The organism is Streptomyces hilarionis (assembly GCF_024539675.1).
GTDB lineage: Bacteria > Actinomycetota > Actinomycetes > Streptomycetales > Streptomycetaceae > Streptomyces > Streptomyces hilarionis.
Genome location: NZ_JAHHIT010000002.1, coordinates 169490 through 192265, shown reverse-complemented (window position 1 = coordinate 192265; position 22776 = coordinate 169490). Strand labels below are relative to the sequence as shown.

21 protein-coding genes and 1 pseudogene are annotated in these 22776 nt (G+C 71.3%); 11 read left to right on the top strand and 11 right to left on the bottom strand.

What is annotated here, in order from left to right:
- Nucleotides 1-297: 297 nt before the first annotated feature.
- A complete protein-coding gene (locus KMS84_RS01330; RefSeq protein WP_256914105.1) occupies nucleotides 298-1425 on the top strand; it encodes an adenosine deaminase in 1128 nt (375 codons plus the stop codon).
- A 43-nt stretch (nucleotides 1426-1468) separates the two neighbouring features.
- Nucleotides 1469-2155, top strand: a complete 687-nt coding sequence (locus KMS84_RS01325; protein WP_256914104.1) for a glycerophosphodiester phosphodiesterase — start codon at nucleotides 1469-1471, stop codon at nucleotides 2153-2155.
- A 30-nt stretch (nucleotides 2156-2185) separates the two neighbouring features.
- Here KMS84_RS01325 and KMS84_RS01320 read toward each other — a convergent pair whose 3' ends face one another.
- From KMS84_RS01320 to KMS84_RS01300, 5 genes are all read right to left on the bottom strand, one after another.
- Nucleotides 2186-2731, bottom strand: coding sequence for a hypothetical protein (locus KMS84_RS01320; protein ID WP_256914103.1), 546 nt, complete (start codon nucleotides 2729-2731; stop codon nucleotides 2186-2188).
- Nucleotides 2715-3212, bottom strand: a complete 498-nt coding sequence (locus KMS84_RS01315) for an RNA polymerase sigma factor (protein ID WP_109002185.1) — start codon at nucleotides 3210-3212, stop codon at nucleotides 2715-2717. Before KMS84_RS01315 ends, KMS84_RS01320 begins: the two co-directional genes overlap by 17 nt.
- The gene (locus KMS84_RS01310; RefSeq protein ID WP_256914102.1) at nucleotides 3209-3907 is read right to left on the bottom strand and encodes a class F sortase; all 699 of its coding nucleotides are present in this window, start codon (nucleotides 3905-3907) and stop codon (nucleotides 3209-3211) included. Before KMS84_RS01310 ends, KMS84_RS01315 begins: the two co-directional genes overlap by 4 nt.
- Nucleotides 3904-4272: a Tat pathway signal sequence domain protein gene (locus tag KMS84_RS01305; protein WP_256914110.1), complete on the bottom strand. Its 369-nt coding sequence runs from the start codon at nucleotides 4270-4272 to the stop codon at nucleotides 3904-3906. The genes KMS84_RS01310 and KMS84_RS01305 overlap by 4 nt, the downstream gene beginning before the upstream one ends.
- Nucleotides 4273-4489: 217 nt before the next feature.
- Nucleotides 4490-5929: a gamma-aminobutyraldehyde dehydrogenase gene (locus KMS84_RS01300; protein ID WP_256914101.1), complete on the bottom strand. Its 1440-nt coding sequence runs from the start codon at nucleotides 5927-5929 to the stop codon at nucleotides 4490-4492.
- Between the two features lie 165 nt (nucleotides 5930-6094).
- Between KMS84_RS01300 and KMS84_RS01290 the strand changes: the two genes are divergently transcribed.
- The 7 genes from KMS84_RS01290 to KMS84_RS01260 all read left to right on the top strand — a co-directional run bounded on the left by KMS84_RS01290 (nucleotide 6095) and on the right by KMS84_RS01260 (nucleotide 12993).
- Nucleotides 6095-6613, top strand: a complete 519-nt coding sequence (locus KMS84_RS01290; RefSeq protein WP_308287948.1) for an Lrp/AsnC family transcriptional regulator — start codon at nucleotides 6095-6097, stop codon at nucleotides 6611-6613.
- Between the two features lie 19 nt (nucleotides 6614-6632).
- Nucleotides 6633-7997, top strand: a complete 1365-nt coding sequence (locus tag KMS84_RS01285) for an aspartate aminotransferase family protein (RefSeq protein ID WP_256914099.1) — start codon at nucleotides 6633-6635, stop codon at nucleotides 7995-7997.
- A gap of 193 nt (nucleotides 7998-8190) precedes the next feature.
- Nucleotides 8191-8934, top strand: coding sequence for an ABC transporter ATP-binding protein (locus KMS84_RS01280; protein ID WP_256914098.1), 744 nt, complete (start codon nucleotides 8191-8193; stop codon nucleotides 8932-8934).
- Nucleotides 8916-10346: a hypothetical protein gene (locus tag KMS84_RS01275; protein ID WP_256914097.1), complete on the top strand. Its 1431-nt coding sequence runs from the start codon at nucleotides 8916-8918 to the stop codon at nucleotides 10344-10346. Before KMS84_RS01280 ends, KMS84_RS01275 begins: the two co-directional genes overlap by 19 nt.
- 118 nt (nucleotides 10347-10464) lie before the next feature.
- Nucleotides 10465-10884, top strand: coding sequence for a VOC family protein (locus KMS84_RS01270; RefSeq protein ID WP_256914096.1), 420 nt, complete (start codon nucleotides 10465-10467; stop codon nucleotides 10882-10884).
- An 86-nt stretch (nucleotides 10885-10970) separates the two neighbouring features.
- Nucleotides 10971-12098 carry an LOG family protein gene (locus KMS84_RS01265; protein WP_256914095.1) on the top strand — a complete coding sequence of 376 codons (1128 nt, stop codon included), beginning with the start codon at nucleotides 10971-10973 and terminating at the stop codon, nucleotides 12096-12098.
- A 163-nt stretch (nucleotides 12099-12261) separates the two neighbouring features.
- Nucleotides 12262-12993, top strand: a complete 732-nt coding sequence (locus tag KMS84_RS01260) for an LAETG motif-containing sortase-dependent surface protein (protein WP_256914094.1) — start codon at nucleotides 12262-12264, stop codon at nucleotides 12991-12993.
- A gap of 113 nt (nucleotides 12994-13106) precedes the next feature.
- Here KMS84_RS01260 and KMS84_RS01255 read toward each other — a convergent pair whose 3' ends face one another.
- From KMS84_RS01255 to KMS84_RS01235, 5 genes are all read right to left on the bottom strand, one after another.
- The gene (locus tag KMS84_RS01255) at nucleotides 13107-14129 is read right to left on the bottom strand and encodes an ABC transporter ATP-binding protein (RefSeq protein WP_256914093.1); all 1023 of its coding nucleotides are present in this window, start codon (nucleotides 14127-14129) and stop codon (nucleotides 13107-13109) included.
- Complete coding sequence (locus KMS84_RS01250; RefSeq protein WP_256914109.1) at nucleotides 14129-15811, bottom strand: ABC transporter permease; 1683 nt, start codon at nucleotides 15809-15811, stop codon at nucleotides 14129-14131. The genes KMS84_RS01255 and KMS84_RS01250 overlap by 1 nt, the downstream gene beginning before the upstream one ends.
- Nucleotides 15787-16896 (bottom strand): thiamine ABC transporter substrate-binding protein, encoded by a 1110-nt coding sequence (locus KMS84_RS01245; RefSeq protein ID WP_256914092.1) that lies wholly within the window; start codon nucleotides 16894-16896, stop codon nucleotides 15787-15789. The genes KMS84_RS01250 and KMS84_RS01245 overlap by 25 nt, the downstream gene beginning before the upstream one ends.
- Nucleotides 16897-17106: 210 nt before the next feature.
- Nucleotides 17107-18213, bottom strand: coding sequence for a dual-specificity RNA methyltransferase RlmN (gene rlmN, locus KMS84_RS01240; protein ID WP_256914091.1), 1107 nt, complete (start codon nucleotides 18211-18213; stop codon nucleotides 17107-17109).
- Between the two features lie 166 nt (nucleotides 18214-18379).
- Nucleotides 18380-19006 (bottom strand): hypothetical protein, encoded by a 627-nt coding sequence (locus KMS84_RS01235; protein WP_256914090.1) that lies wholly within the window; start codon nucleotides 19004-19006, stop codon nucleotides 18380-18382.
- Nucleotides 19007-19591: 585 nt separating this feature from the next.
- On the opposite strand from KMS84_RS01235, the gene KMS84_RS01230 reads away from it, so the two are divergent.
- Nucleotides 19592-21304, top strand: coding sequence for a GmrSD restriction endonuclease domain-containing protein (locus tag KMS84_RS01230; RefSeq protein WP_256914089.1), 1713 nt, complete (start codon nucleotides 19592-19594; stop codon nucleotides 21302-21304).
- Between the two features lie 298 nt (nucleotides 21305-21602).
- A pseudogene (locus KMS84_RS43530) lies at nucleotides 21603-21828 on the top strand (site-specific integrase); the annotation flags it as partial.
- A gap of 348 nt (nucleotides 21829-22176) precedes the next feature.
- Here the strand turns inward: KMS84_RS43530 and KMS84_RS01220 are convergent.
- Complete coding sequence (locus tag KMS84_RS01220; RefSeq protein WP_256914088.1) at nucleotides 22177-22626, bottom strand: SRPBCC family protein; 450 nt, start codon at nucleotides 22624-22626, stop codon at nucleotides 22177-22179.
- Nucleotides 22627-22776: the final 150 nt, after the last annotated feature.

Below are 22776 nucleotides of genomic sequence, written 5' to 3'. Positions count from 1 at the left end.
GGGGCGGACCGTGGGGGGCGGGTGGCGTCGTCGCTCGGGCTCGGCGCCTCGTCGGACATGCGTGGATCCCCCTGCCGCCCGGTTCGGGCCTGTGTCCTGCGTTCCGTCACCCGTACGCCGTTCCGTCCCGCGCACGTTCCGTCATGCTACGGCCCGAGGACGGCGGAGTGCGGGCGGGGCGAGGACCCCGGCGGCCCGTCGCCGCCTCCGCCTACGATGATCCCGACCCACCGATCAGCCGATCACCCGCGTCCCGTCCGGCCTCCGGGCCCGGGGCGCCGTCCCGGGGAGGACCCCATGACCGACCGCCTCGACGCATCCTCCGCAGCCGCCCCGTCCGGCTCCCCCGCGTCCGGCGCGCCCGCCGGTCCCACCGCCGCGGCCGCGGCCGGCGGCCGCGATCTGCACGCGTTCATCGCCGGGCTGCCGAAGGCCGAACTGCACGTCCACCACGTGGGCTCCGCCTCCCCCCGCATCGTCTCCGAGCTGGCCGCGCGGCACCCCGACTCCAAGGTGCCCACCGACCCCGAGGCCCTGGCCGACTACTTCACGTTCACGGACTTCGCCCACTTCATCGAGGTGTACCTGTCCGTCGTCGACCTCATCCGCACCCCGGAGGACGTCCGGCTGCTGACGTACGAGGTCGCCCGCGACCTGGCCCGCCAGCAGGTGCGCTACGCCGAGCTCACGATCACCCCGTTCTCCTCGACCCGGCGCGGCATCGACGCGTCGGCCTTCATGGACGCGATCGAGGACGCCCGCAAGGCGGCCGAGGCGGAGTTCGGGACCGTGCTGCGCTGGTGCTTCGACATCCCCGGCGAGGCCGGGCTGGAGGCCGCCGAGGAGACGACCCGGCTCGCCACCGACGACCGGATCCGCCCCGAGGGCCTGGTCTCCTTCGGGCTCGGCGGGCCCGAGATCGGCGTGCCGCGCCCCCAGTTCAAGCCGTACTTCGACCGGGCGATCGCCGCCGGGCTGCGGTCCGTGCCGCACGCCGGCGAGACCACGGGACCCGAGACCGTGTGGGACGCGCTGACGCATCTGCGCGCCGAGCGGATCGGTCACGGCACCAGCGCCGCGCAGGACGGGAAGCTGCTCGCCCACCTCGCCGAGACCGGGATCGCGCTGGAGGTCTGCCCCACGTCGAACATCGCCACGCGCGCGGTGCGCACCCTCGACGAGCACCCGATCAGGGCGTTCGTGGACGCCGGCGTGCTGGTGACGGTCAACTCCGACGACCCGCCCATGTTCGGCACGGACCTCAACAGCGAGTACGCGGTGGCCGCCCGGCTCCTCGGCCTCGACGAGCACGGCGTCGCCGGCCTCGCGAAGAACGCGGTCGAGGCCTCCTTCCTGGAGGAGAGCGGCAAGCGACGCGTCAGGGACGAGATCGACGCCTACACCGCCGGGTGGCTCGCCCCCTGACGGCGGGCCGCCATGGGGCGCCGGGGGCCGCCACAATGGGCGCATGCAGAACGTGACCGCCGTGGCCCATCGCGGCGACCCCTACCGCTTCCGTGAGAACACGATCGACTCGCTGCGGTCCGCGCTCGACCGGGGCGCGGACGCCGTGGAGTGCGACGTCCGGCTCACCAGGGACGGCGTGCCCGTCCTGCTCCACGACGAGACGCTGAAGCGGCTGTGGGGGCGGGACCGGCCGCTGCGGTCGCTGTCCGCCGCGGAGGTGCGCGGGCTCACGGAAGGGGCGGTGCCCACCCTCGCGGAGGCGCTCGCGGCGACGGACGGCAGCCGGCTGATGCTCGACCTGCCCGGCACCCGGGAGGAGCGCACCGCGCGTCGGATCGTCGACGCCGTGCGCGAGGCCGGGGCGGCCGACCGGGTCTACTACTGCGCCGACGCCGTGGCGATGCTCGCCGTGCGCGCCGCGGCCCCGTCCGCCGAGATCGCGCTGACCTGCACGAGCCTGGCGCCCCCGCGTCCCGCGCTGCTCGCGGCGGTGAAGCCGCGCTGGCTCAACTACCGCTTCTCTTTGGTGGACCGGGACCTCGCCGCGCGCGTCCACCACGACGGCTACCTGCTCTCCGTGTGGACCCCCGACACCCGGCGCGCGCTGCGCCGGCTCATCGACCTGGGCGTCGACTCCGTCACCACCAACCGCATCGACGTCCTGACGGCGCTGCGCGAGCGGGGCTGAGCGCGTCCCGCCACGGCGCGCGTGTCGGACTCAGCGGCGGGTCTTCGACGCCGACGGTCCGCTGGACGGCTCGTTGGACGGCGCGGTGGACGGCGCGTCACGCCGGGGCGAGCGGGAGTCCTGGGGGACGGGCGTCGGGCTGGTGCCGCGGGTGCGGTCCGTGCCCGGGGCAGCGGTGGCGGCGGACGCAGCCGGGGTGGCGGGGCTGCGGGTCGCGTCCGCCCCCCGGGTAGGGCGCTCGGCGCTCTCCGGCGGCGTGGCCGACGGCTCGGGCCGGGGCACGGTGGACGGACCGCCGGTCGCCGGGGGCGGGGCGAGCGGCGGCGTCGGCCGCACGGGCGCGTCGGACGACGTCAGGCGCAGCGGCAGCAGGACGGCGAGGACGGTGACCGCGCACGCCGCTCCGACCCCGGCCGCGGTGCGCAGCGCCCGGCGGCGGACCGCGCCGCGTCGGATCTGCTCGTAGCGGCCGGGCGGCGGGCCGAGGTGTCCGGCGGGGGGGCGCAGGACGACGGTCAGGGGGTCGTCGGGGTCGAGCTCCGGGCCGTCGTCGAAGTCGTCAGCCGGTGTGATCAAGGCTTCTCCTCAGGTGGACGCGGAGCAGTTCGCGGGCCGCGTGCAGGTCGGCCTTGACGGTTCCTTCCTTGCGTCCGGTCAGCACGGACACCTCCCGGATCGGCATGTCAGCGTAGTAGTGCAGCAGGATCGGCACGCGCAGCCGGTCGGGCAGGGACTGCACGAGCATCCGCACCGACGGGTCGGCCTGTTCGGCCGGCGGCGCCACGGCGACCTCGACGGTGACCCGGCGCACCGCCCGGCGTTCGCGTTCCAGCTTGCGCCAGTGGTCGCGGACCAGGTTGGCGGCGGTGACGAAGAGGAACCCCTGGGGCTCGGTCACCGTCGTCCAGCGCGCCCAGAGCCGGGTGAAGGCCTCCGAGGCGATCTCGTGCGCCGTCTCGTCGTCGTCGACGAGACGGCGGCACCAGCCGGCCAGGCGGGGGTAGAGGGCGGCGAACAGTTCGGACGCCGCCCTCTCGCGCGAGCGTGAGCGTTTCAACGTTCTCCCGCAGTACTCGACGCGTCGCCGGCCCCGGCCCCGGACCCCGGGGCGGACCCGGGGACGAGAGCGGCGAAGACGATCACGTTGTCGCGGTACCCGTCGCCGGTGCGCGGGCCGCCGCAGGTGATGAGACGCAGTTCGGGCCGGTCGACGTTCCCGTAGACCTCCTCGGTGGGGAACCGCGCCTTGTCGACGGTCCGCACGCGGGTGACGGCGAACGCGGCCGCCGTGCCGTTCTCCAGGCGCACCGCGATCCGGTCGCCGGGACGCAGCCGGTCGAGGCGCCGGAACACGCCGTCGCCGTACCGGCCGACCGTGACGTGGGCGAGGATCACCGACGGCCCGGTCTGTCCCGGCGTCGGCGAGTGCTCGTACCACCCCGCCCGGTCGTGCCGTTCGATCGGGGGCACCTGCACACTGCGGTCGGCGGCCAGCCCCAGCCGCATGACCGCCGCGTCGACCCCGATGGCCGGGATCCGCAGCCCGACCGGCACCGAGCGCGCGAGGGGGCGCGCGGCCCGGGCGGCCCGGGTCGGGGACCCCGGTCCGCCCGCGGTCGCCGTGCCGGTCGCGCCGGAAGCCGCGGTCGTGCCGGCCCGCGCGGCCGGTTCGCCGCCGTGCGCGGCGCAGCCGGTGAACAGCAGCGCCGCGAGGGCGACGAGCGCCGGGGCGCGCCTGGAGAGCGGGCTCATGCGCCGGTCGCCCTCCGGCGGCGCACGACGTAGAAGACGGTGCCCGCCGCGGCGAACGCCGCGGCCGCGCCGCCCCCGATGAGCGTGCCGTGGCCGTCGGAGGCCGGCTCGGCGACGCCGGTGTCGGCCGCTCCGCGCGGCACGACGCCGACCTGGCCGGGTGCGTCGGACGGCGCCCGGGTGGCGTCGGGCGCCTTGGTGGGCTCGGCCGCCCTGGTCGGGCCGGTGTCGCCGCCCGTGGCCGGGCTGGACGGGCGGGTGCTGGGAACGGGGGACGGCGTCCCCGCGTCGGCGAGCGCCGGGGCCGCGCCGGCCAGCAGGGCCGTGCTCGCAACTGCCAGGGCGGCGAGGCCCGTTCGGGGCATGAGTCGCATGTGTCGCTCTCTTCTCTCGGCGGTCCGTTGACGGATCGAGCGAAGAGACGAGACAGCCCGCGACCGGGTTGTAAAGAGATGGCAAAGCCCCGATGCCCGCGGTCGGAGCCGCCGCCCGGGATCGTCGACCGGACGGCATCGGGCGGCACTCGAGTCGGCCCGCGCGCGTACCGGCGGCCGGGGCGGGGCGTCCCGCGAACGCGGACCGTTACGCGTCGAGGGACGTCATGACGTGCTTGATGCGGGTGTAGTCGTCGAAGCCGTAGCCCGAGAGGTCCTTGCCGTAGCCGGACTTCTTGAAGCCGCCGTGGGGCATCTCGGCGACCAGCGGGATGTGGGTGTTGATCCACACGCAGCCGAAGTCGAGCTTCTTGGACATCCGCATGGCGCGGCCGTGGTCCTTGGTCCACACCGAGGAGGCGAGGGCGTAGTCGACGCCGTTGGCCCACTCCACGGCCTGGTCCTCGTCCGTGAAGGACTGGACGGTGATGACCGGCCCGAAGACCTCGTTCTGGATGATCTCGTCGTCCTGCTTCAGCCCGGAGACGACGGTCGCGGCGTAGAAGTAGCCCTTGTCGCCGACCCGTTCGCCGCCCGCCTCGACCTTGGCGTGGGCGGGCAGCCGCTCGATGAAGCCGGCGACCTGCTTGAGCTGGTGGGGGTTGTTGAGCGGGCCGTAGAGCACGTCCTCGTCGTCCGGCTGCCCGGTCTTCGTCTCGGACGCGGCCTTGGCGAGCGCGGCCACGAACTCGTCGTGGATGGACTCCTGGACGAGCACGCGGGTGGCGGCCGTGCAGTCCTGGCCGGCGTTGAAGTAGCCCGCCACGGAGATGTCCTCGACGGCCTTGGCGATGTCGGTGTCCTCGAAGACCACGACCGGCGCCTTGCCGCCCAGCTCCAGGTGGACGCGCTTGAGGTCCTTCGACGCCGACTCCGCCACCGACATGCCGGCGCGCACCGAGCCGGTGATGGACGCCATCGCCGGGGTCGGGTGCTCGACCATCAGCCGGCCGGTGTCCCGGTCGCCGGTGACGACGTTGAAGACGCCCTTGGGCAGGACGGAGCCGATGATCTCGGCGATCAGGACGGTGGAGGCCGGCGTGGTGTCGGACGGCTTGAGCACGACCGTGTTGCCGGCCGCGATCGCCGGGGCGAACTTCCACACGGCCATCATCATGGGGTAGTTCCACGGCGCGACCTGCGCGCAGACGCCGACCGGCTCACGGCGGACGATCGAGGTCATCCCGTCCATGTACTCGCCGGCCGAGCGGCCCTCCAGCATCCGGGCCGCGCCCGCGAAGAAGCGGATCTGGTCCACCATCGGCGGGATCTCCTCGGAGCGGGTGAGCCCGACGGGCTTGCCCGTGTTCTCCACCTCCGCCGCGATGAGGTCCTCGGCCCGCTCCTCGAACGCGTCCGCGATCTTGAGCAGGGCCTTCTGGCGCTCGGCCGGGGTGGTGTCGCGCCAGCCGGGGAAGGCCTTGGCGGCGGCGGCCATGGCGGCGTCGACGTCCGCCGGGCCGGACAGCGGGGCGGTCGCGTACGCCTCGCCGGTGGCGGGGTTGACCACCTCGGTGGTCCGTCCGTCGGCGGCGTCCCGGAACTCACCGTCGATGTAGTTGCGCAGACGACGCAGCTCGGTGCTCACTGCCGGCCCTCCAGATGTGGGTGTCCATTGACTGAGACACCCACACTAATCGGTGCTCTGACGTTTTCAACACCCCCGATCCCGCCAGGGCTGCGGAATCCGCAGATCTCACACACGTAAACAACGAATTTCATCGCCCCGACCTTGCGGAACTGTCGAGACGTCGTGCACAGTGTGGCCGTGGCCAGTCGAAGCGCAGAGCACAGGGACTCCCGCGAGTCCAGGAACGGCAGCACCCCTCACCTGGATGCCGTGAGTCTCGCCATCATCGAGCAGCTCCAGGAGGACGGCCGCCGGCCGTACGCCGCGATCGGCAAGGCCGTGGGCCTGTCCGAGGCGGCCGTACGCCAGCGCGTCCAGAAGCTGCTCGACCAGGGCGTGATGCAGATCGTCGCCGTCACGGACCCCCTCACCGTGGGCTTCCGGCGGCAGGCGATGGTCGGGATCCACGTCGAGGGCGACGTCGAGTCCATCGCCGACGCGCTGACCGCCATGCCGGAGGTCGAGTACGTGGTGATGACGGCGGGCTCGTTCGACATCCTCGCCGAGATCGTCTGCGAGGACGACGACCACCTGCTCGACGTCATCAACAAGCGCATGCGCGCCCTGCCCGGCGTGCGCTCCACCGAGAGCTTCGTCTACCTGAAGCTGAAGAAGCAGACCTACATGTGGGGAACCCGATAACCGTGAGGACCCGATAACCGTGAGCACCAAGGACCTCAGCCGCACCGCGTACGACCACCTGTGGATGCACTTCACCCGCATGTCCTCGTACGAGAACTCGCCCGTCCCGACCATCGTCCGGGGCGAGGGCACCTACATCTACGACGACAAGGGCAAGCGCTACCTCGACGGTCTCGCGGGCCTGTTCGTGGTCCAGGCGGGCCACGGCCGCGTGGAGCTCGCCGAGGCGGCCTTCAAGCAGGCGCAGGAGCTCGCGTTCTTCCCGGTGTGGTCCTACGCCCACCCCAAGGCCGTGGAGCTGGCCGAGCGCCTCGCCCACCACGCGCCGGGCGACCTGAACAAGGTCTTCTTCACCACCGGCGGCGGCGAGGCCGTCGAGACGGCCTGGAAGCTCGCCAAGCAGTACTTCAAGCTCCAGGGCAAGCCGACCAAGTACAAGGTCATCTCCCGCGCGGTCGCCTACCACGGCACCCCGCAGGGCGCGCTGTCCATCACCGGTCTGCCGGCCCTCAAGGCCCCCTTCGAGCCGCTCGTCCCGGGCGCGCACAAGGTGCCGAACACCAACATCTACCGCGCCCCGATCCACGGCGACGACCCCGAGGCCTTCGGCCGCTGGGCCGCCGACCAGATCGAGCAGCAGATCCTCTTCGAGGGCCCGGACACGGTGGCGGCCGTCTTCCTGGAGCCGGTGCAGAACGCCGGCGGCTGCTTCCCGCCCCCGCCCGGCTACTTCCAGCGGGTGCGCGAGATCTGCGACCAGTACGACGTGCTGCTCGTCTCGGACGAGGTCATCTGCGCCTTCGGCCGCCTCGGCACGATGTTCGCCTGTGACAAGTTCGGCTACGTCCCGGACATGATCACCTGCGCCAAGGGCATGACCTCGGGCTACTCGCCGATCGGCGCCTGCATCGTCAGCGACCGGCTGGCCGAGCCGTTCTACAAGGGCGACAACACCTTCCTGCACGGCTACACCTTCGGCGGCCACCCGGTGTCCGCCGCCGTGGGCCTCGCCAACCTCGACCTGTTCGAGCGCGAGAACCTCACCCAGCACGTGCTGGACAACGAGGGCGCCTTCCGCGCGACCCTGGAGAAGCTCCACGACCTGCCGATCGTCGGCGACGTCCGCGGCAACGGCTTCTTCTACGGCATCGAGCTGGTCAAGGACAAGGCCACCAAGGAGTCCTTCGACGCGGAGGAGACCGAGCGCGTCCTGTACGGCTTCCTCTCCAAGGCGCTGTACGACAACGGCCTGTACTGCCGTGCCGACGACCGCGGCGACCCGGTCGTCCAGCTCGCCCCGCCGCTGATCTCCAACCAGGAGACGTTCGACGAGATCGAGCAGATCCTGCGCGCCACGCTGACGGAGGCGTGGACGAAGCTGTGACGTCAGCCTGATCAGCTGATCAACACCGGCCCCGGCGTCGACCGTTCGAGTGAGAAACGGCGGCCCGGGGCCGCGTGCTGTCCGGATGCCCGCTCCCGCGTCCTTAGCGTGCCAGTGACCGATCGGCCCTGCCTTCGTTCCCCCGCACGGGGGAACGGCACGGGAACCACAGATCTGAACCGAGGTGTACGCCATGGAGGCCCCGCCGGACAACGACGTGCTCTGGGCACGCTCCCTGCACTTCACGCACCCCGACGGCTCCCCCGGGCTGAGCGGGGTCTCGCTGGGTGTGCGGGAGGGCGAGATCCTCGCCGTCAGCGGACCGCGCGGCAGCGGCAAGACGACCCTGCTGCGCTGTCTGGCCGGTCTTGCACGGGCCCGCAGCGGCGAGGTGTGGTTCAACAGCGTCCCCGTGCACACGATGGGCCCGATGGCCCGCGAACGGCTGCGCCGCGACCGCTTCGGCTGGATCGACCCGGCGCCGCTCCTCGTCCCCGAACTCGACGTCTGGGAGAACGCGGCCCTCCCCCTGATGCTGCGCGGCACCAGCCGTCGCCGGGCCAAGGTCGCCGCGCTGGAGTGGCTGGAGCGCCTGGACATCGGCGACCGGTCCCGCTGCCGCCCGCACGAGCTCACCCAGGCCGAGCGCCAGCGGGTCTGCATCACCCGCGCCCTGGCCCCGGCCCCCTCCGTGCTCTTCGCGGACGAGCCGACGGCCCCCCTGCACCGGGCGGACCGGGCGCACGTCCTGCGCACCCTGACGACGGCCGCCCGCTCGCACGGCATCACGGTGGTCCTGGCCACCCACGACGCGGAGACGGCCGCCCTCGCCGACCGCACGGTGGCGCTCCTGGACGGACGCCGGGTCAAGACGGTCCATCTGCCGCCGGTCACCGAGTCGCAGGGCCGGGGGGCGGCGTGCTCGCTCTCCGTCTGACCCGCGGCGCCCGTCCCGCCGTCCAGCTGCGCCGTCTGCTGGTCGCGGCGGCGTCGGCGGGCACCGGCTTCCTCCTGCTGAGCACCCTCGGCCACGCCCTGGCCCACCCCGAGGACCCCGCGGCCGCCGCGCTCCGGCTGGCCTGGTGCGCGGTCCCGCTGGCCGCGACCGTGCACCTCGCGCTGGCGGTCGCCCGCACCGACCCGGGCACCCGGCCGCGCCCCGGACTCGCCGCGATCGGTCTGGGCCCGGCCCGTCTGATGGCCGTCTCGGCGATGACGACGGCCCTGTCCACGCTGCTCGGCTCCATGCTGGCCCTGCTGGTCTTCCTCCATCTGCGCGGCGACCTCACGGGCATGCCCTTCGACGGAGCCGCGAGGGACTTCCTGGCGGCCGGCCGGCCGCTGCCGCTTCCGGCCGCGCTGACCCTGCTGGCCCTCGCACCGGTGTCCGCGTCCCTCGCGGTGGCGCTCATGCTCCGCCCCCGGGACGTACGGGTCGCGGCCCGCACGGCGCCGCGGATGTTCGGCCGCTTCGGGGCGTACGCGACGACGGGACCCGGCGAGACCTTCGGCGCCTACGGCAGGTTCGGCAGCCGGGTGGTCCGCCCCCTCACCGGCCGCGCCGCCCCCGCCGCCGAACCCTCCCCCGGGTCCGCGTCCGCCGCGCCCGACGCGCCCGCGCCCTCCGCCCCTGTCGAGGCCACGCTCCCCGCCCCCGCGGACGGCGCGCCCGGGGAGACGGTCCCGGCCGCCGTGAACGGCTCCGCGCCGCAGGACGTTCCGCCGGCGCCCGCCGTCCCGGCCCCCGACCCCACCGCCCTGCCCTGGGGCACGGCGCTGCTCGCGGTCGGCCTGGCCGTCGAGGCGTACGCCGACCGCGGCCCCGACATCGGCGGGCTCCCCCTCCCCGGGGGCCTGCCCACCGGCCCCGCCGCCGCCCTGCTGGGCTGGACGCTCACCGCCGTGGGCCTCGCTCTCGCCGGCCCCGGCCTCACCCACCTGTGCGGCCGTCTGCTCCAGTCGGTCCGGCCCGGCGCCCTGCGCCTGCTCGCGGGCCGCGGGCTGATGCAGGAGGCCTCCCGCGTGGGCCGCCCGCTGGGCGTGGTCTGCGCGGTGGCCTCCGGCGCGTACACGATGGCCCGGCTGTACGACCCCGCCGACCGGGCGTTCGGCCCGCTCACCACCCTCGGCGCCGTGGTCGTGGCCGGCTGCACCCTCGCCACGCTGGCGACCGCGGCCGTGGAGGCCCGGCAGTCCCGCGCCGACACCACGGCCGCCCTCCTGCGCCTCGGCGCACCGGCCAGGACGCTGCGCACCGCCGCCGCCCTGCGCACCGCCGCCCTGCTGGCGCTCTTCGTCCCGCTCACCCTGCTCGTGGCCGAACTGGCCGCCCTCCCGCTGACGCGCTGAGACCGCCGTCCGCGCCGGCGCAGAAAAAAGCCTCCCGGGGCCGATGAGTTCCGCCCGGTCCCGCGGTCCACCCCTCGACCACGCACACAGCGACAGCGAGCCTTTCGGGAGAGACCGGATGACCACCTCCGCCCATCAGCAGATGATCTTCGTGAACCTGCCCGTGAACGACCTGGACGCCTCGAAGAAGTTCTTCACGGAGCTCGGCTACTCGATCAACCCGCAGTTCAGCGACGACAACGCGGCCTCCGTGGTGATCAGCGACACGATCGTGGCGATGCTGCTCACCAAGCCGTTCTACGCGACCTTCACCAAGAAGGAGATCGCGGACGCCACGACCACCAGCGAGGTGCTCGTCGCGCTGAGCGCGCCGAGCCGCGAGAAGGTGGACGAACTGGTCGACAAGGCGATCGCCGTGGGCGGTTCGCCGAGCGGCGAGACCCAGGACCACGGCTTCATGTACGGCCGCTCCTTCGACGACCTCGACGGCCACACCTGGGAGATCGTCTGGATGGACCCGTCGGCCGTCGCGGGCTGACCGGCCCCGACGCCCCGCCGGGCCCGGGCCGGACCGGAACCGGGGATCGCCTCGAACCCCGGTTCGGCGGTGCCTAGCATGGGCGGGTGCATCCGACGACACCCGCCCAGCCGTTCGACGGTTCCCACGACCGTGAGATCGAGTCCCTCGCCGAGTTCGACGAGGTGGTCGCCGCTCACGGCACACTCACCCACTTCCGCGTCCAGTCCGTCGACCTGACGGACCGTACGGACGCCCTGCTCTCCCTCGACACCTCGGGCGCCGTCTTCCTCGGCTGCCCGATGGACCCGGCGGCCGCCGCCCGCGCACGGGCCTGCGGCGCCCTGGTCTTCCCGCCGGTGCCGGGCCTGTCCTTCGACCCGTACCGCGGCCACGTCTACTCGCCGGACGAGTTGTTCGCCTCCCTCGACGAGGGGTACGAGGCGACGCCGGACGCCCGGACGTACGCCTGGTTCCAGCGAACCAAGGCGGACGGCGACATCTTCGGCTCGATGCTCCGCTCGATCCACGACGACGCCGTCTCGGACGCCCTCGACGAACTGCTCGTCGGCGCACGCGTGGTGGGCGTCATGGGGGGTCACGCGATGGCGCGCGGCACCGAGGAGTACGCGGGCGCCGCCCGGCTCGGCCGCGAGCTCGCCCGCGCCGGGCTGACGGTGGCCACGGGGGGCGGGCCCGGCGCCATGGAGGCGGCCAACCTCGGCGCGTACGCGGCGCCCTTCGACGCCGGGATGCTCACCGAGGCCCTGCGGATCCTCGCCAAGGCGCCGAAGTTCACGCCCTCGGTGACCGATTGGGCCCGGGCCGCCTTCGAGGTCCGCGCCGCCTGGCCCGACGGCGGCCCCTCGGTCGCCGTCCCGACCTGGTTCTACGGTCACGAGCCGCCGAACCCGTTCGCCGCGCACATCGCCAAGTACTTCTCCAACGCCACGCGTGAGGACGGCCTGTTGGCCCGGTGCACCGCGGGCGTGGTGTTCCTGCCGGGCGCCGCCGGGACCGTCCAGGAGATCTTCGACAACGCGACGCCCAACTACTACGAGTCGCGGGGCGAGCCGACGCCGATGGTGCTCGTGGACCGTGCGCACTGGACGCAACGCCTGCCGGCCTGGCCGCTTCTGCGGTCTCTCGCCCGGGAGCGGTCGATGGAGTCCCGCATCACCCTGGTCGACCGGATCGAGGAGGCGCCGGAGGCCCTGAAACGTCTGGGTGGTTAATAAGCGGGTAAAGCCAACCGCTCAGAGGGGTGGCCGCATTGACACTGCTTATGAAACGCTTATAGACCTGTGAGCCTGCTGGGGATGGTGACGCACTCGGCTCACCCGGGGGCGCCATCTCCCCCTCCACCCCCCGCAGTTGCGCTTCCCGTAAAGGACAAACGTGTCCCTTTCCCGCCGTACCGCCGCCCGTTCGGTGCGCATGCTCGGTGTCACCGCCGCCTCCGCCGCCCTCGCGCTGAGCGCCGCCGGCACCGCGCTGGCCTGCGACATCAGCGAGTTCTCCGCCGCCGCCGCCTGTGACGGCGCGAAGGGCGTCATCACCGTCACCGACAAGGACCCCACCGGCGTCCCGGCCGTCGTGACCGTCTTCCTCGAGAACAACGGCGCCGACCTCCGGCAGGTCGGCAAGGAGCAGACGGTCTCCGGCTCGAAGAAGGGCGTCACCGTCTCCTTCGCCGAGGACTGGGAGCCGAACGCCGAGTACCGGGTCCACATCGTGGCCGTCAAGGGCAAGAAGACGCTCGTCGACGCCGACATCGCCCCGAACGTGACCACGCCGTCCAAGGCCTGCAAGGCCGACGACACGACCCCGTCGACCAGCCCGTCCTCGTCGCCGTCGTCGTCCCCGTCCTCGCCGTCGTCGCAGACCGCGCAGCCGCCGGCCGGGACGGCCACGCCGTCGCCGTCCCCGTCCGACTCGGCGGGCGACAGCGCCGCGCCCCCGGCCCCCGCGAGCAACGCCCCCTCGCCCGCGGCCCAGGAGTCCAACCTCGCCGAGACCGGCGCCAACTCCAACACCGGCCTGATCATCGGCATCGCCGCCGTCCTGGTCGTCGTCGGCGGCGGAGCGGTGTTCTTCGGAATGCGCCGCCGCGGAGCCAGCCACCGCTGACACACGGCCGCCCGCCACACGGCCGGCGCCACGCACCGACGGATGGCCCGCCCCCGGTTCCGGGGGCGGGCCATCCGTCGGTGCGGCTCGGCCGAGCGCGGCCGGCCCGCTCCTCAGTCCAGCACCACCGTCTCGGCCGGATCGAAGGACACCCCGACCGCGCTGCCGACCTCCGGCGCGTCGCGCAGGGCGCACGCCGCCTCCAGCCGCGGCGCGCCCTCCGGCTGAAGGTGCAGGGCGACGTGCGTGCCCCGGAAGGTGCGGGCGGCGACCGTGCAGCGCAGCCCGTCGTCCGCGTCGCCCAGCCGCACGCCCGCCGGCCGCACGAGCAGGGTGCGCGCCCCCTGGCCGGACCCGGCCGGCACCTGCGTCTTGCCCCACGGCGTGACCGCGACCTCGCCCGTGACGGTCGCCTCCACCACGTTGTCGAAGCCGAGGAAGCGGGCCACGAAGGCGTCCGCCGGCCGCTGCCAGACCTCCAGCGGCGTACCGGACTGGGCGATGCGGCCGTCCCGCATCACCACCACCCGGTCGGCCAGCGCGAACGCCTCGCCCTGATCGTGGGTGACGGCCAGCACGGTCGTCCCCAGCCGGCCGAACAACTCGCGCAGTTCGACGACCAGCCGCTCGCGCAGCGACCGGTCGAGCTGGCCGAGCGGCTCGTCGAGCATCAGCAGCCGGGGGCGCGGCGCGAGGGCCCTGGCCAGCGCCACCCGCTGCTGCTCGCCGCCCGAGAGCGAGGCCACGGCCCGTCCGGCCGCGCCCGGCAGCCCGACGAGTTCGAGCAGCTCCCCCACCCGCTCGCCCTGCCGGCGCCGGGGCATGCCGTGCATCCGCAGACCGAAGGCCACGTTGCCGCCCACGTCGCGCTGCGGGAACAGCTGGTGGTCCTGGAACATCAGCCCCAGCTCACGCCGGTGCGCGGCCACCCCCGCCTGATCGCGCCCGTCGAGCAGGACCCGCCCGCCGTCCAGGGGCTGCAGACCGGCCACGGCCCGCAGCAACGTCGACTTGCCGCTGCCGCTGGGCCCGAGCACGCACACCACCTCGTGCTCGGCGACGGCGAGATCGACGGCGTCCAGCACGGCCCGCCCGCCGAACCGCACGGTGGCCCGCTCCAGTTCGAGCGCTCGCATCACAACTCCCCCGCCCGGTCGGTCCGCAGCCGCTCCAGCACCAGCAGGGCCACCGCGCACACCACCATCAGAATCGTCGAAAGGGCCATCGCCTGGCCGTAGTTGAGCTCACCGGCCCGGCCGAGCAGACGCGCCACGGCCACCGGCAGCGTCGGGTTGTCGGGCCGGGCGATGAACACCGTCGCCCCGAACTCCCCCAGCGACACCGCGAAGGCGAACCCGGCCGCGACCAGCAGGGCCCGCCGCACCATCGGCAGATCGACCTCACGCCACACCCGCCAGGGCGACGCCCCGAGCACGGCCGCCGCCTCCCGCAGCCGGTGGTCCACCGCCCGCAGCACCGGCAGCATGGTCCGCACGACGAAGGGCACGCCGACCAGCGCCTGAGCCAGCGGCACCAGGATCCATGTGGCGCGCAGATCCAGCGGCGGTTCGTCGAGCGCGATGAGGAACCCGAAGCCGACGGTCACGGCGGAGACGCCCAGCGGCAGCATCAGCAGCGCGTCGAAGCCCCGGACCAGCCGTCCGGCGTCCCGGCGGGCGAGCGCGGCCGCGGCGAGACCGCCGACGGCCACGGCGATCGCGGTCGCGGCGAGCGCGTACCGCAGCGAGTTGCCGATCGCGTCGATCGGCGGGACCAGGAAGACGTTGCCGTCGTCGCCGGTCAGCGCCCGGTAGTAGGCGAAGCCGGGCGCGTCCAGCGAGCGCTGCACCAGCACCGCGAGCGGCAGGACCAGCAGGACGGCGATGTTCGCGAGCACCCCGGCCAGCAGCGCCCACTGCCCGGCGCCGCGCGGCCGGCGCGCCGTCCCGGCGGCGTCCACCAGCCGCAGCGAGGTCTCCCGCCGCCGCACCGTCCAGGCGTGCACGGCGAGGATCGCGCCGACGGCCGCGAACTGGACGATCGTGAGGACGGCGGCCGTGGACAGATCGAAGATCTCGGAGGTCTGCCGGTAGATCTCCACCTCCAGGGTGGAGAAGGTGGGGCCGCCGAGGATCTGCACCACGCCGAAGGAGGTGAAGGTGAAGAGGAAGACCATCAGCGCGGCCGCGGCGACGGCCGGTCCGAGCGCCGGCAGCGTCACCGTGCGCCAGGCCCGCAGCCGGGACGCGCCCAGCATCCGGGCCGCCTCCTCCTGCCGCGGGTCCAGTTGCGCCCACAGACCGCCCACCGTGCGCACGACGACCGCGTAGTTGAAGAAGACGTGCGCGAGCAGGATCGCCCACACGGTGGTGTCGAGACGCACCCCCCACAGCTCGTCGAGCAGCCCGCCGCGCCCGACGAGCGCGAGGAACGCCGTGCCGACGACGACGGTCGGCAGCACGAACGGGACGGTGACGACGGCGCGCAGCACCTGCTTGCCCCGGAAGTCCAGGCGCGCGAACACGTACGCGCCGGGCAGCGCCACCAGCAGCGTGAGCGCGGTGGAGGCGAGCGCCTGCCAGGTGGTGAACCACAGCACGTGCCGGATGTCGGACTGCCCGAGCACGTCCCACAGCCGCCCCAGGCGCCACGCCCCGTCGACGTGCAGCCCCCGGGCGACGATCGCGGCGACCGGGTAGGCGAAGAAGACCGCGAAGAACGCGACGGGCACGGCCAGGAGGCCGAGCCGCGCCGCCGCGCCCCTGCGCGCGCCCTTGGCGGTTGCGGCCGGGGCTACCTCAGTACGAGCGAGGTCCACGACTTGACCCACTGGTCGCGACGGTCGGCGATCTTCGCCGGGTCCATGGTCTCGGGGTGCTCGGCGGCCGGCCCGAACCGCGTGAACTCGGCGGGCACGGCCGCTCCCTTCACCACCGGGTACACGAACATGTTGAGCGGCATGTCCTCCTGGAACTCCTTGCCGATCAGGAAGTCGATCAGCGCCTTGCCGCCCTCGCTGTTGCCGGCGTTGCTCAGCAGACCCGCGAACTCGATCTGCCGGAAGCAGGTGCCGGACGCGACGCCGGTCGGCGCGGTGGCCGGCTTCGGGTCGCCGTAGATCACCTCGGCGGGCGGCGAGGAGGCGTACGAGACGACGAGCGGCCGGTCCGCCTTGGCCTTCTTGCCGCCGGCGGAGCCGGAGAACTCCTCGTTGTAGGCCTGCTCCCAGCCGTCGACCACCTTCACGCCGTTGGCCTTGAGCTTCTTCCAGTAGCCCTCCCAGCCGCCGTCGCCGTACCGGGCGGCCGTGCCGAGCAGGAAGCCGAGGCCGGGCGAGGAGGTGGAGGCGTTCTCGGTGACGAGGAGGTCCTTGTAGGCGGGCTTCACCAGATCGTCGAAAGAGGCCGGCGGGGCCAGCTTGTGCGCGGTGAAGTAGGCCTTGTCGTAGTTGACGCAGATGTCGCCGAAGTCGATCGGCGTGACCCGGTGCCGCTTCGCGTCCAGCTGGTAGGGGCCGCCGACCTGCGCCAGGCCCTTGGCCTCGTACGGCTGGAACAGCCCGTTGTCCAGGGCCCGGGACAGCAGGGTGTTGTCGACGCCGAAGAAGACGTCGCCCTGCGGGTGGTCCTTGGTCAGGATCGCCTTGTTGACCGCCTGCCCGGCGTCGCCGTCCTTGAGGACCTTCACCTTGTACCCGGACTGCTTCTCGAAGTCGGCGAGGACGCCCTTGGAGACGGCCCACGAGTCGTGGCTGACCAGGGTGACCGTCTTCGAGGCCGCCGAAGCCGTCGAGCCCGTCGAGCTCGCCGTCCCCTTGCCGTGCGTGGATCCGCACGCGGACAACGCGGGCAACGCGACGAGACCGAGCCCGACGGCCACGGCCGCGAAGGTCTTGTTCTGCACTGGTTTTCCTCCTGGGGTTGACCAGGAAGAGACGCGGCCCCGCCCGGGGTCCGCGCGGACTCCGGGCAGGGCGCAACAGCTCGAGTGATGACCGAACTTCCTACCCAGAATGACCTGGGCGAGGTTCAGAGGGTCTGCGGGCCTGGGTGCCGCACTCTCAGCGCTGTGGCGCTCCCCTGTCGGAATATGAAGATGTGTACGGTCCTCAGACTACCGCTCGGTGGCCGCGAGCTGACCGCACGCCCCGTCGATCTCCTGACCGCGGGTGTCCCGGACGGTCACGGGCACCCCGTGCGCGGCGATCGCCTCGACGAAGGCCTTCTCGTCCTCCGGCCGGGAGGCCGTCCACTTCGAGCCCGGCGTCGGGTTCAGCGGGATGAGGTTGACGTGCACGGGCTTGCCGCGCAGCAGCCGGCCGAGCCGGTCACCCCGCCAGGCCTGGTCGTTGATGTCCCTGATCAGCGCGTACTCGATGGACAGCCGGCGACCCGAGCGCGCGGTGTACTCGAACCCGGCGTCCAGCACCTCGCGCACCTTCCACCGCGTGTTCACGGGGACGAGGGTGTCGCGCAGCTCGTCGTCCGGCGCGTGCAGGGAGATCGCCAGGCGGCACTTGAAGCCCTCGTCGGAGAACCGCTGGATGGCCGGCACCAGGCCGACCGTCGACACGGTGATCCCGCGCTGCGACAGCCCGAGGCCGTCCGGCGCCGGGTCGGTCAGCGCGCGGATGGCGCCGACGACCCGCTTGTAGTTGGCGAGCGGCTCGCCCATCCCCATGAAGACGATGTTCGACAGCCGCGCCGGGCCGCCGGGGACGTCCCCGTCCCGCAGGGCCCGCATCCCGTCCACGATCTGGTGGACGATCTCGGCGGTCGACAGGTTCCGGTCGAGCCCGGCCTGCCCCGTGGCGCAGAACGGGCAGTTCATCCCGCATCCGGCCTGTGAGCTGATGCACATGGTCACCCGGTCCGGGTACCGCATGAGCACCGACTCCACGAGCGTGCCGTCGAACAGCCGCCACAGCGTCTTGCGGGTGGTCCCCTGGTCCGTCGACAGATGCCGGACGACCGACATCAGATCCGGCAGCAGCGCCTCGCGCAGCTTCTCGCGGGCGCCGGCGGGGATGTCCGTCCACTCCGCCGGGTCGTGCGCGTACCGGGCGAAGTAGTGCTGCGACAGCTGCTTGGCGCGGAACGGCTTCTCCCCGATCTCCGCCACGACCTCCTTACGCTCGGCGGGCGAGAGGTCGGCGAGATGCCGCGGCGGCTTCTTGGCTCCGCGGGGGGCGACGAAAGTGAGTTCTCCGGGTGCAGGCATAACACGACCAGTGTGGCAGATCATCGCCGGGGGCCCAGGCCAGAGCGGGGTGGGGGTGGTCACCCGTGGGTGCCGACTGTCGACGTTGGTCGGCTTCGGACGGCCCAGGGACGGCCCAGGGTTCAGTCAGCCCCCGACTGGCCCTGCCCAAAGCGCGGCGCCCCCGTCACTCCGGCTGCACGGGAGCGACCGGGAGCTGTTCCCTGTAGGGCCATGTGAAGGTGCGGTCGGGTTCGAGATGGGCGTCCCCCCAGTGGATGGCGTGGATGCCGTTCTCGGCGTCGGCCGTGAAGAACACACAGACCAGCCTGGTGGAAGCTCCCAGCTCCTCGAACGCTTCGTGCAACCCCAGGTACTCCTCGGTCACCAAGTCCTCATCGACGTCGAACAGGCCCTCCGGAGGCTGCGGCCCGTGCGCCCGGAACAGCCGGTGCCGAGTGGGCGACGCGTTGGCCGGCAGCCGGGCTCGATCCAGGGGCCTCGGTCTGTCCCCGTACCGGAACGGGAAGAGTGCGTGATCGTTGATCACCGCATACTCGTACCCGCGCACGTCCCGCACGGCTTCCCCCAGCTCGCGCGCCGTCTCCGCCAGGCTTTCGCGCACTCCCCCCGCAAGGGCGACACCGTACGGACTCCGCTTCTTCAGCCCCGCAGCGAGATGCGCGGCATGAGCCTTCCCGTGCGCCTTGGCCAGTTGCACCGGAACCGCAGCGGCCAGCGCGCCGGCATGCAGCCCAAACCGCTCGACGGCCCAGGCCGACGGCCCGACCGGATAGCCCCCCAACACCGACATGCAGTGCTCTCCTCCCCCAGGTCCCGCCTGAGAACTGTGTGACACATACACGAAGGGGAAACAAGGGGGCGATCTGGCCAGGAGCTGGTTTTTACGGGCGCAATGCTCAGAACAGTCACCACTGACCGACCGCGGCTGTGACCCCGCAGTCGCCTCATCGATCAACGCCCCGACCTGGTGCTTAGCCGTCGACAGTTGCCGACGTGGTCATCGTTCAGGTGACGCGCGCTTTGAGGGTGGACGTGGTCGGGAGCTGGGAGCGCAGAGCATGCGGCTACCGCGACACCAGCTCTGCTCTTCGCTCCTTTGGCTGCGGCAAGCGTGTTGATCGCACGTTGCGGCCTGGACGGTGCCTGCTTCGCTACATGTTGAGACTGCCGTCGCCACCGATGGATCTGCACGTCCGCTCCTCTGCGCGGCAGCCGCAAAGTAAGGGTGGGGATCGGGACTATGTGACAGACTGCGACTGATCGGAACCGGACCGAGGCGGAGGCCAAATTGTCGACGGAAGTACATGTGTCCATCACTCCGCGCGGAATGAGTGTCCAGGAAGCCTACAGACTGTTTCGAGATGACTCTCTCCTCGTGAACCGCCGATATCAGCGAAAACTGGTGTGGGCTGTATCCGAGAAGCAACTTCTCATTCGCAGTATTCTTGACGGCTATCCGATTCCTCTTATCTTGCTCGCCGAGCGCCCTGAGATTCATGGGGCTGGCAAGTATGAGATCATTGATGGAATGCAACGACTTGATGCAATCTTCTCCTTTATCGAGCAGAAGTTCGATTACGAGGGTATGCATTTCGACCTGAATCAGAGTGCCCGCGCCCGACAGGCGGCGAACGCGGGAGCATTTCCCCCGGCTGACGCGTCGACAATACTGCCAGCCGAGAAATGCGCCAACATCTTGGATTATCAGCTCGCTGTGACAATTTTCCCCACGCACACCGAGCAGCAGATCACTGAAGTGTTCAGTCGGATCAACTCCAATGGCCGTCAACTCAGCGTTCAGGAAAAGCGCCAAGCTGGCATGCTTAACCCCTTTTCAGAGACTGTGCGGTCTATCGCCAGTTCTCTCCGCGGGGATGTTTCTGAAGACGTCCTCCTACTTCATGACATGCCCAGCATCTCGGTTGACTCGGCCAGAGAGCGCCAGCAGTACGGAGTTAAGGCTGAAGACACTCTGTGGATCCGTCACGGCATCCTGAACGTTAAGCAGCTTCGAGAGGGAGATGACGAACAGATGGTCGCGGACATTGCCGCATCCATCCTGTTCGGCGAACCTTTCGCGGCAAGCAAGGAAGCGTTCGATGATTTGTACGACACCGGTAATGAGAAGTATCGGCGCTTGGATCGCAGCCTTGCAGCCTATGGGATTAAGCGACTTGAGTCAGAGATTCAATCCACCTTCTCTGTCCTGTCGGAGGTTATCGACAGTGAGCTAACACTTCCCAACGGCCTGCGGAATCTTGTGCGACCGGGCGGTTCAAATCCGATTCGAACCCCTTTCTACGCCATATTCATGGCCTTTTATGAACTGATCGTCAAGCAGCAGAAGTCGCCTGACGACTACGCCGCGATCGTCGCCGCCCTGCGTAACGTTGGCCAACGGCTAAAGACGGGGCGTCATTACATTTCAACGGAAGATCGCGTATCCAACATCGATGCCATCACAGGTTTGATTCAGCGTCACTTCGTGGCCAAAGTACCGCCAGTATTCGGGCATGGCCCAGGGCTGGCGCTCGACTTCGAGAATTCGCTGCGCCGTTCTCGCATTGAAACGAGTCGCTACGAGTTCAAGCAAGGCCTTTTGCGTCTTGACGATCGACGCCAATGGGATGACGCCATCATTGGCCGTCTCGCGGAAACAATTTGCGGTATCGCCAATGTTAAGCCGCGCACAGACGGCTACCTGTATTTGGGGGTCGCCGACAAGGAAAGCGACTCGGTGCGCATTAAAACCGTCGACGATATCGAACCAATCGCGGTTGGACCACATTACGTAGTTGGCGTTGACAGGGAAGCACGGAATAAGAAGATGTCACTGGACAACTACGTCCAGCGCTTCGTGACGCACATTTCCCAAGCCGGCCTGAGTGAACCACTCAGCTCGCAGCTCTTGTCCAACGTTGACACTATCGAATATAAGGGACTCTCCGTGATCCGGATACTCATTCCGGGGCAGAGCGACCTCTCGTACTGCAATGACGCCGTATTCGTTCGTCGTGGATCTTCGACGGAACGAATTGACGACGTCAAGCAAGTAGTAGCCCTCGGTCGACAGTTCGTACAAAAATAGATACTCGACCTCGTACGGCCAGGATATCTGGGTCGGCGGAGCGGCTTTGGGCTGGAGCTGCTTAGGGGCGAGTGATCATGGCCCCGTAAGCTCATGGCGAGTCGGGCAGTCTGTGGACCTGCCCGTAAAGCACGACGTTGGGGCCATGATCTTCGAGGCTCGCCCCAAAGTGGCTGCCCAAAGCCTTGGAGCCGACCGCCCCAGCCATAGAGGGTGTCTCCCCTCTTCATGCCCGCAGCCGCCGGGCGCGGCCAGCCGGGGCGCGGCGCAGACAGGAGGCAGGCCGCGCGCGCGCCCGCGCCATGCGCGGGCCTCGGTCCTCCTGGACGCGGGCGAGAGCATCAAGGCCGTGAGGCGAGTACCTCGGCCACGCCGATCCGGCGATGACGCTGCGGGTGTACGCCCACCTGATGCCCAGCAGCAGCGAGCGAGCCCGGCGGGCCCTGGACGACGTCTTCGGCACGGCCCAGGGACGGCCCACGGGGTACGGGACGGCCCCCTGCTGGCGGAAAAACCGCTGGTAGGGGGCTTCTTCATGCCCGTGAGAGATCAGTTCTCCGGGTGCAGGCATAACACGACCAGTGTGGCAGATCATCGCCGGGGGCCCGCTCCGGCCCGGGGGTGGGGGTGGTCACCCACGGCCGGCGCCGGTCGGCCTCGGACGGCCCAGAGCCCACGCCCCGGCACCGGAATGATCTCTCCTGCACCGCGAAGCCGGCCGGCCGTCGCGGAGACAGCAGCCGATGGGTCGGTCAGCGGGACCGACCGTGCTTGTGCAGCGCAGCGCCGGCGCGGATGTGTCGGGCACGCCACGGGGTGGACCGGGGGTCGGAAGCCGCGTGCCGGCCGTCGGTTCGTCGGGCGGTCCGGGGCTATGCCGTGCGGTGCTCCAGTCGGTCCTTCAGCAGCCGTTCGTTCACCGGGAACTCCTTGCGGACCTGGCGGCGGACGACGAGGGGGACGAGGAGCTTGCCCATCCCCTTGCCCTCGAAGTCGAGGTCCATGATCACGCGGGACCGGCGGCCCTCGTCGATGGGGAGGATCTCGCCGTGGAAGTGGCCGCGCACGGGGCCGTCGACGCCCTGCATGGCCCAGGCGCGCGGCGGGTCGTACTCGGTGTACTCCATGGTCATCGGCATCTCCCGGCTGCCGATGTGCCGGGTGACCCGCACGCGGGAGCCGACGGCGGTCGGCCCGGGGTCGAGTTGCTCCGCCGACACCGCGCTCGCCTGCCACTCGGGCAGGTGGGAGGGGTCGATGACGTAAGCCCACACGTCATCGGGAGTGGCGTCGACGTCGATCGATTCATGGAAGTCGGACATACAGCCCGCCCCCTTTCAGGGCGATCCCCCTTGTGGTGCCTCTGCCGGGCGCCCCCCCGTGTGCCGCCCTCACCAGGATCGTCCCATCGGGCCGTCCGCGCGACCACGGCAGCGGGCCCCCTGCCCGGACGATCGGGAAGGGGGCCCGCG

Coding starts and splice junctions, on each gene's coding strand:
- KMS84_RS01330 (WP_256914105.1), top strand. CDS start 298: ATGACCGACCGCCTCGACGCATCCTCCGCAGCCGCCCCGTCCGGCTCC.
- KMS84_RS01325 (WP_256914104.1), top strand. CDS start 1,469: ATGCAGAACGTGACCGCCGTGGCCCATCGCGGCGACCCCTACCGCTTC.
- KMS84_RS01310 (WP_256914102.1), bottom strand. CDS start 3,907: ATGAGCCCGCTCTCCAGGCGCGCCCCGGCGCTCGTCGCCCTCGCGGCG.
- KMS84_RS01305 (WP_256914110.1), bottom strand. CDS start 4,272: ATGCCCCGAACGGGCCTCGCCGCCCTGGCAGTTGCGAGCACGGCCCTG.
- KMS84_RS01280 (WP_256914098.1), top strand. CDS start 8,191: ATGGAGGCCCCGCCGGACAACGACGTGCTCTGGGCACGCTCCCTGCAC.
- KMS84_RS01270 (WP_256914096.1), top strand. CDS start 10,465: ATGACCACCTCCGCCCATCAGCAGATGATCTTCGTGAACCTGCCCGTG.
- KMS84_RS01255 (WP_256914093.1), bottom strand. CDS start 14,129: ATGCGAGCGCTCGAACTGGAGCGGGCCACCGTGCGGTTCGGCGGGCGG.
- rlmN (WP_256914091.1), bottom strand. CDS start 18,213: ATGCCTGCACCCGGAGAACTCACTTTCGTCGCCCCCCGCGGAGCCAAG.
- KMS84_RS01235 (WP_256914090.1), bottom strand. CDS start 19,006: ATGTCGGTGTTGGGGGGCTATCCGGTCGGGCCGTCGGCCTGGGCCGTC.
- KMS84_RS01220 (WP_256914088.1), bottom strand. CDS start 22,626: ATGTCCGACTTCCATGAATCGATCGACGTCGACGCCACTCCCGATGAC.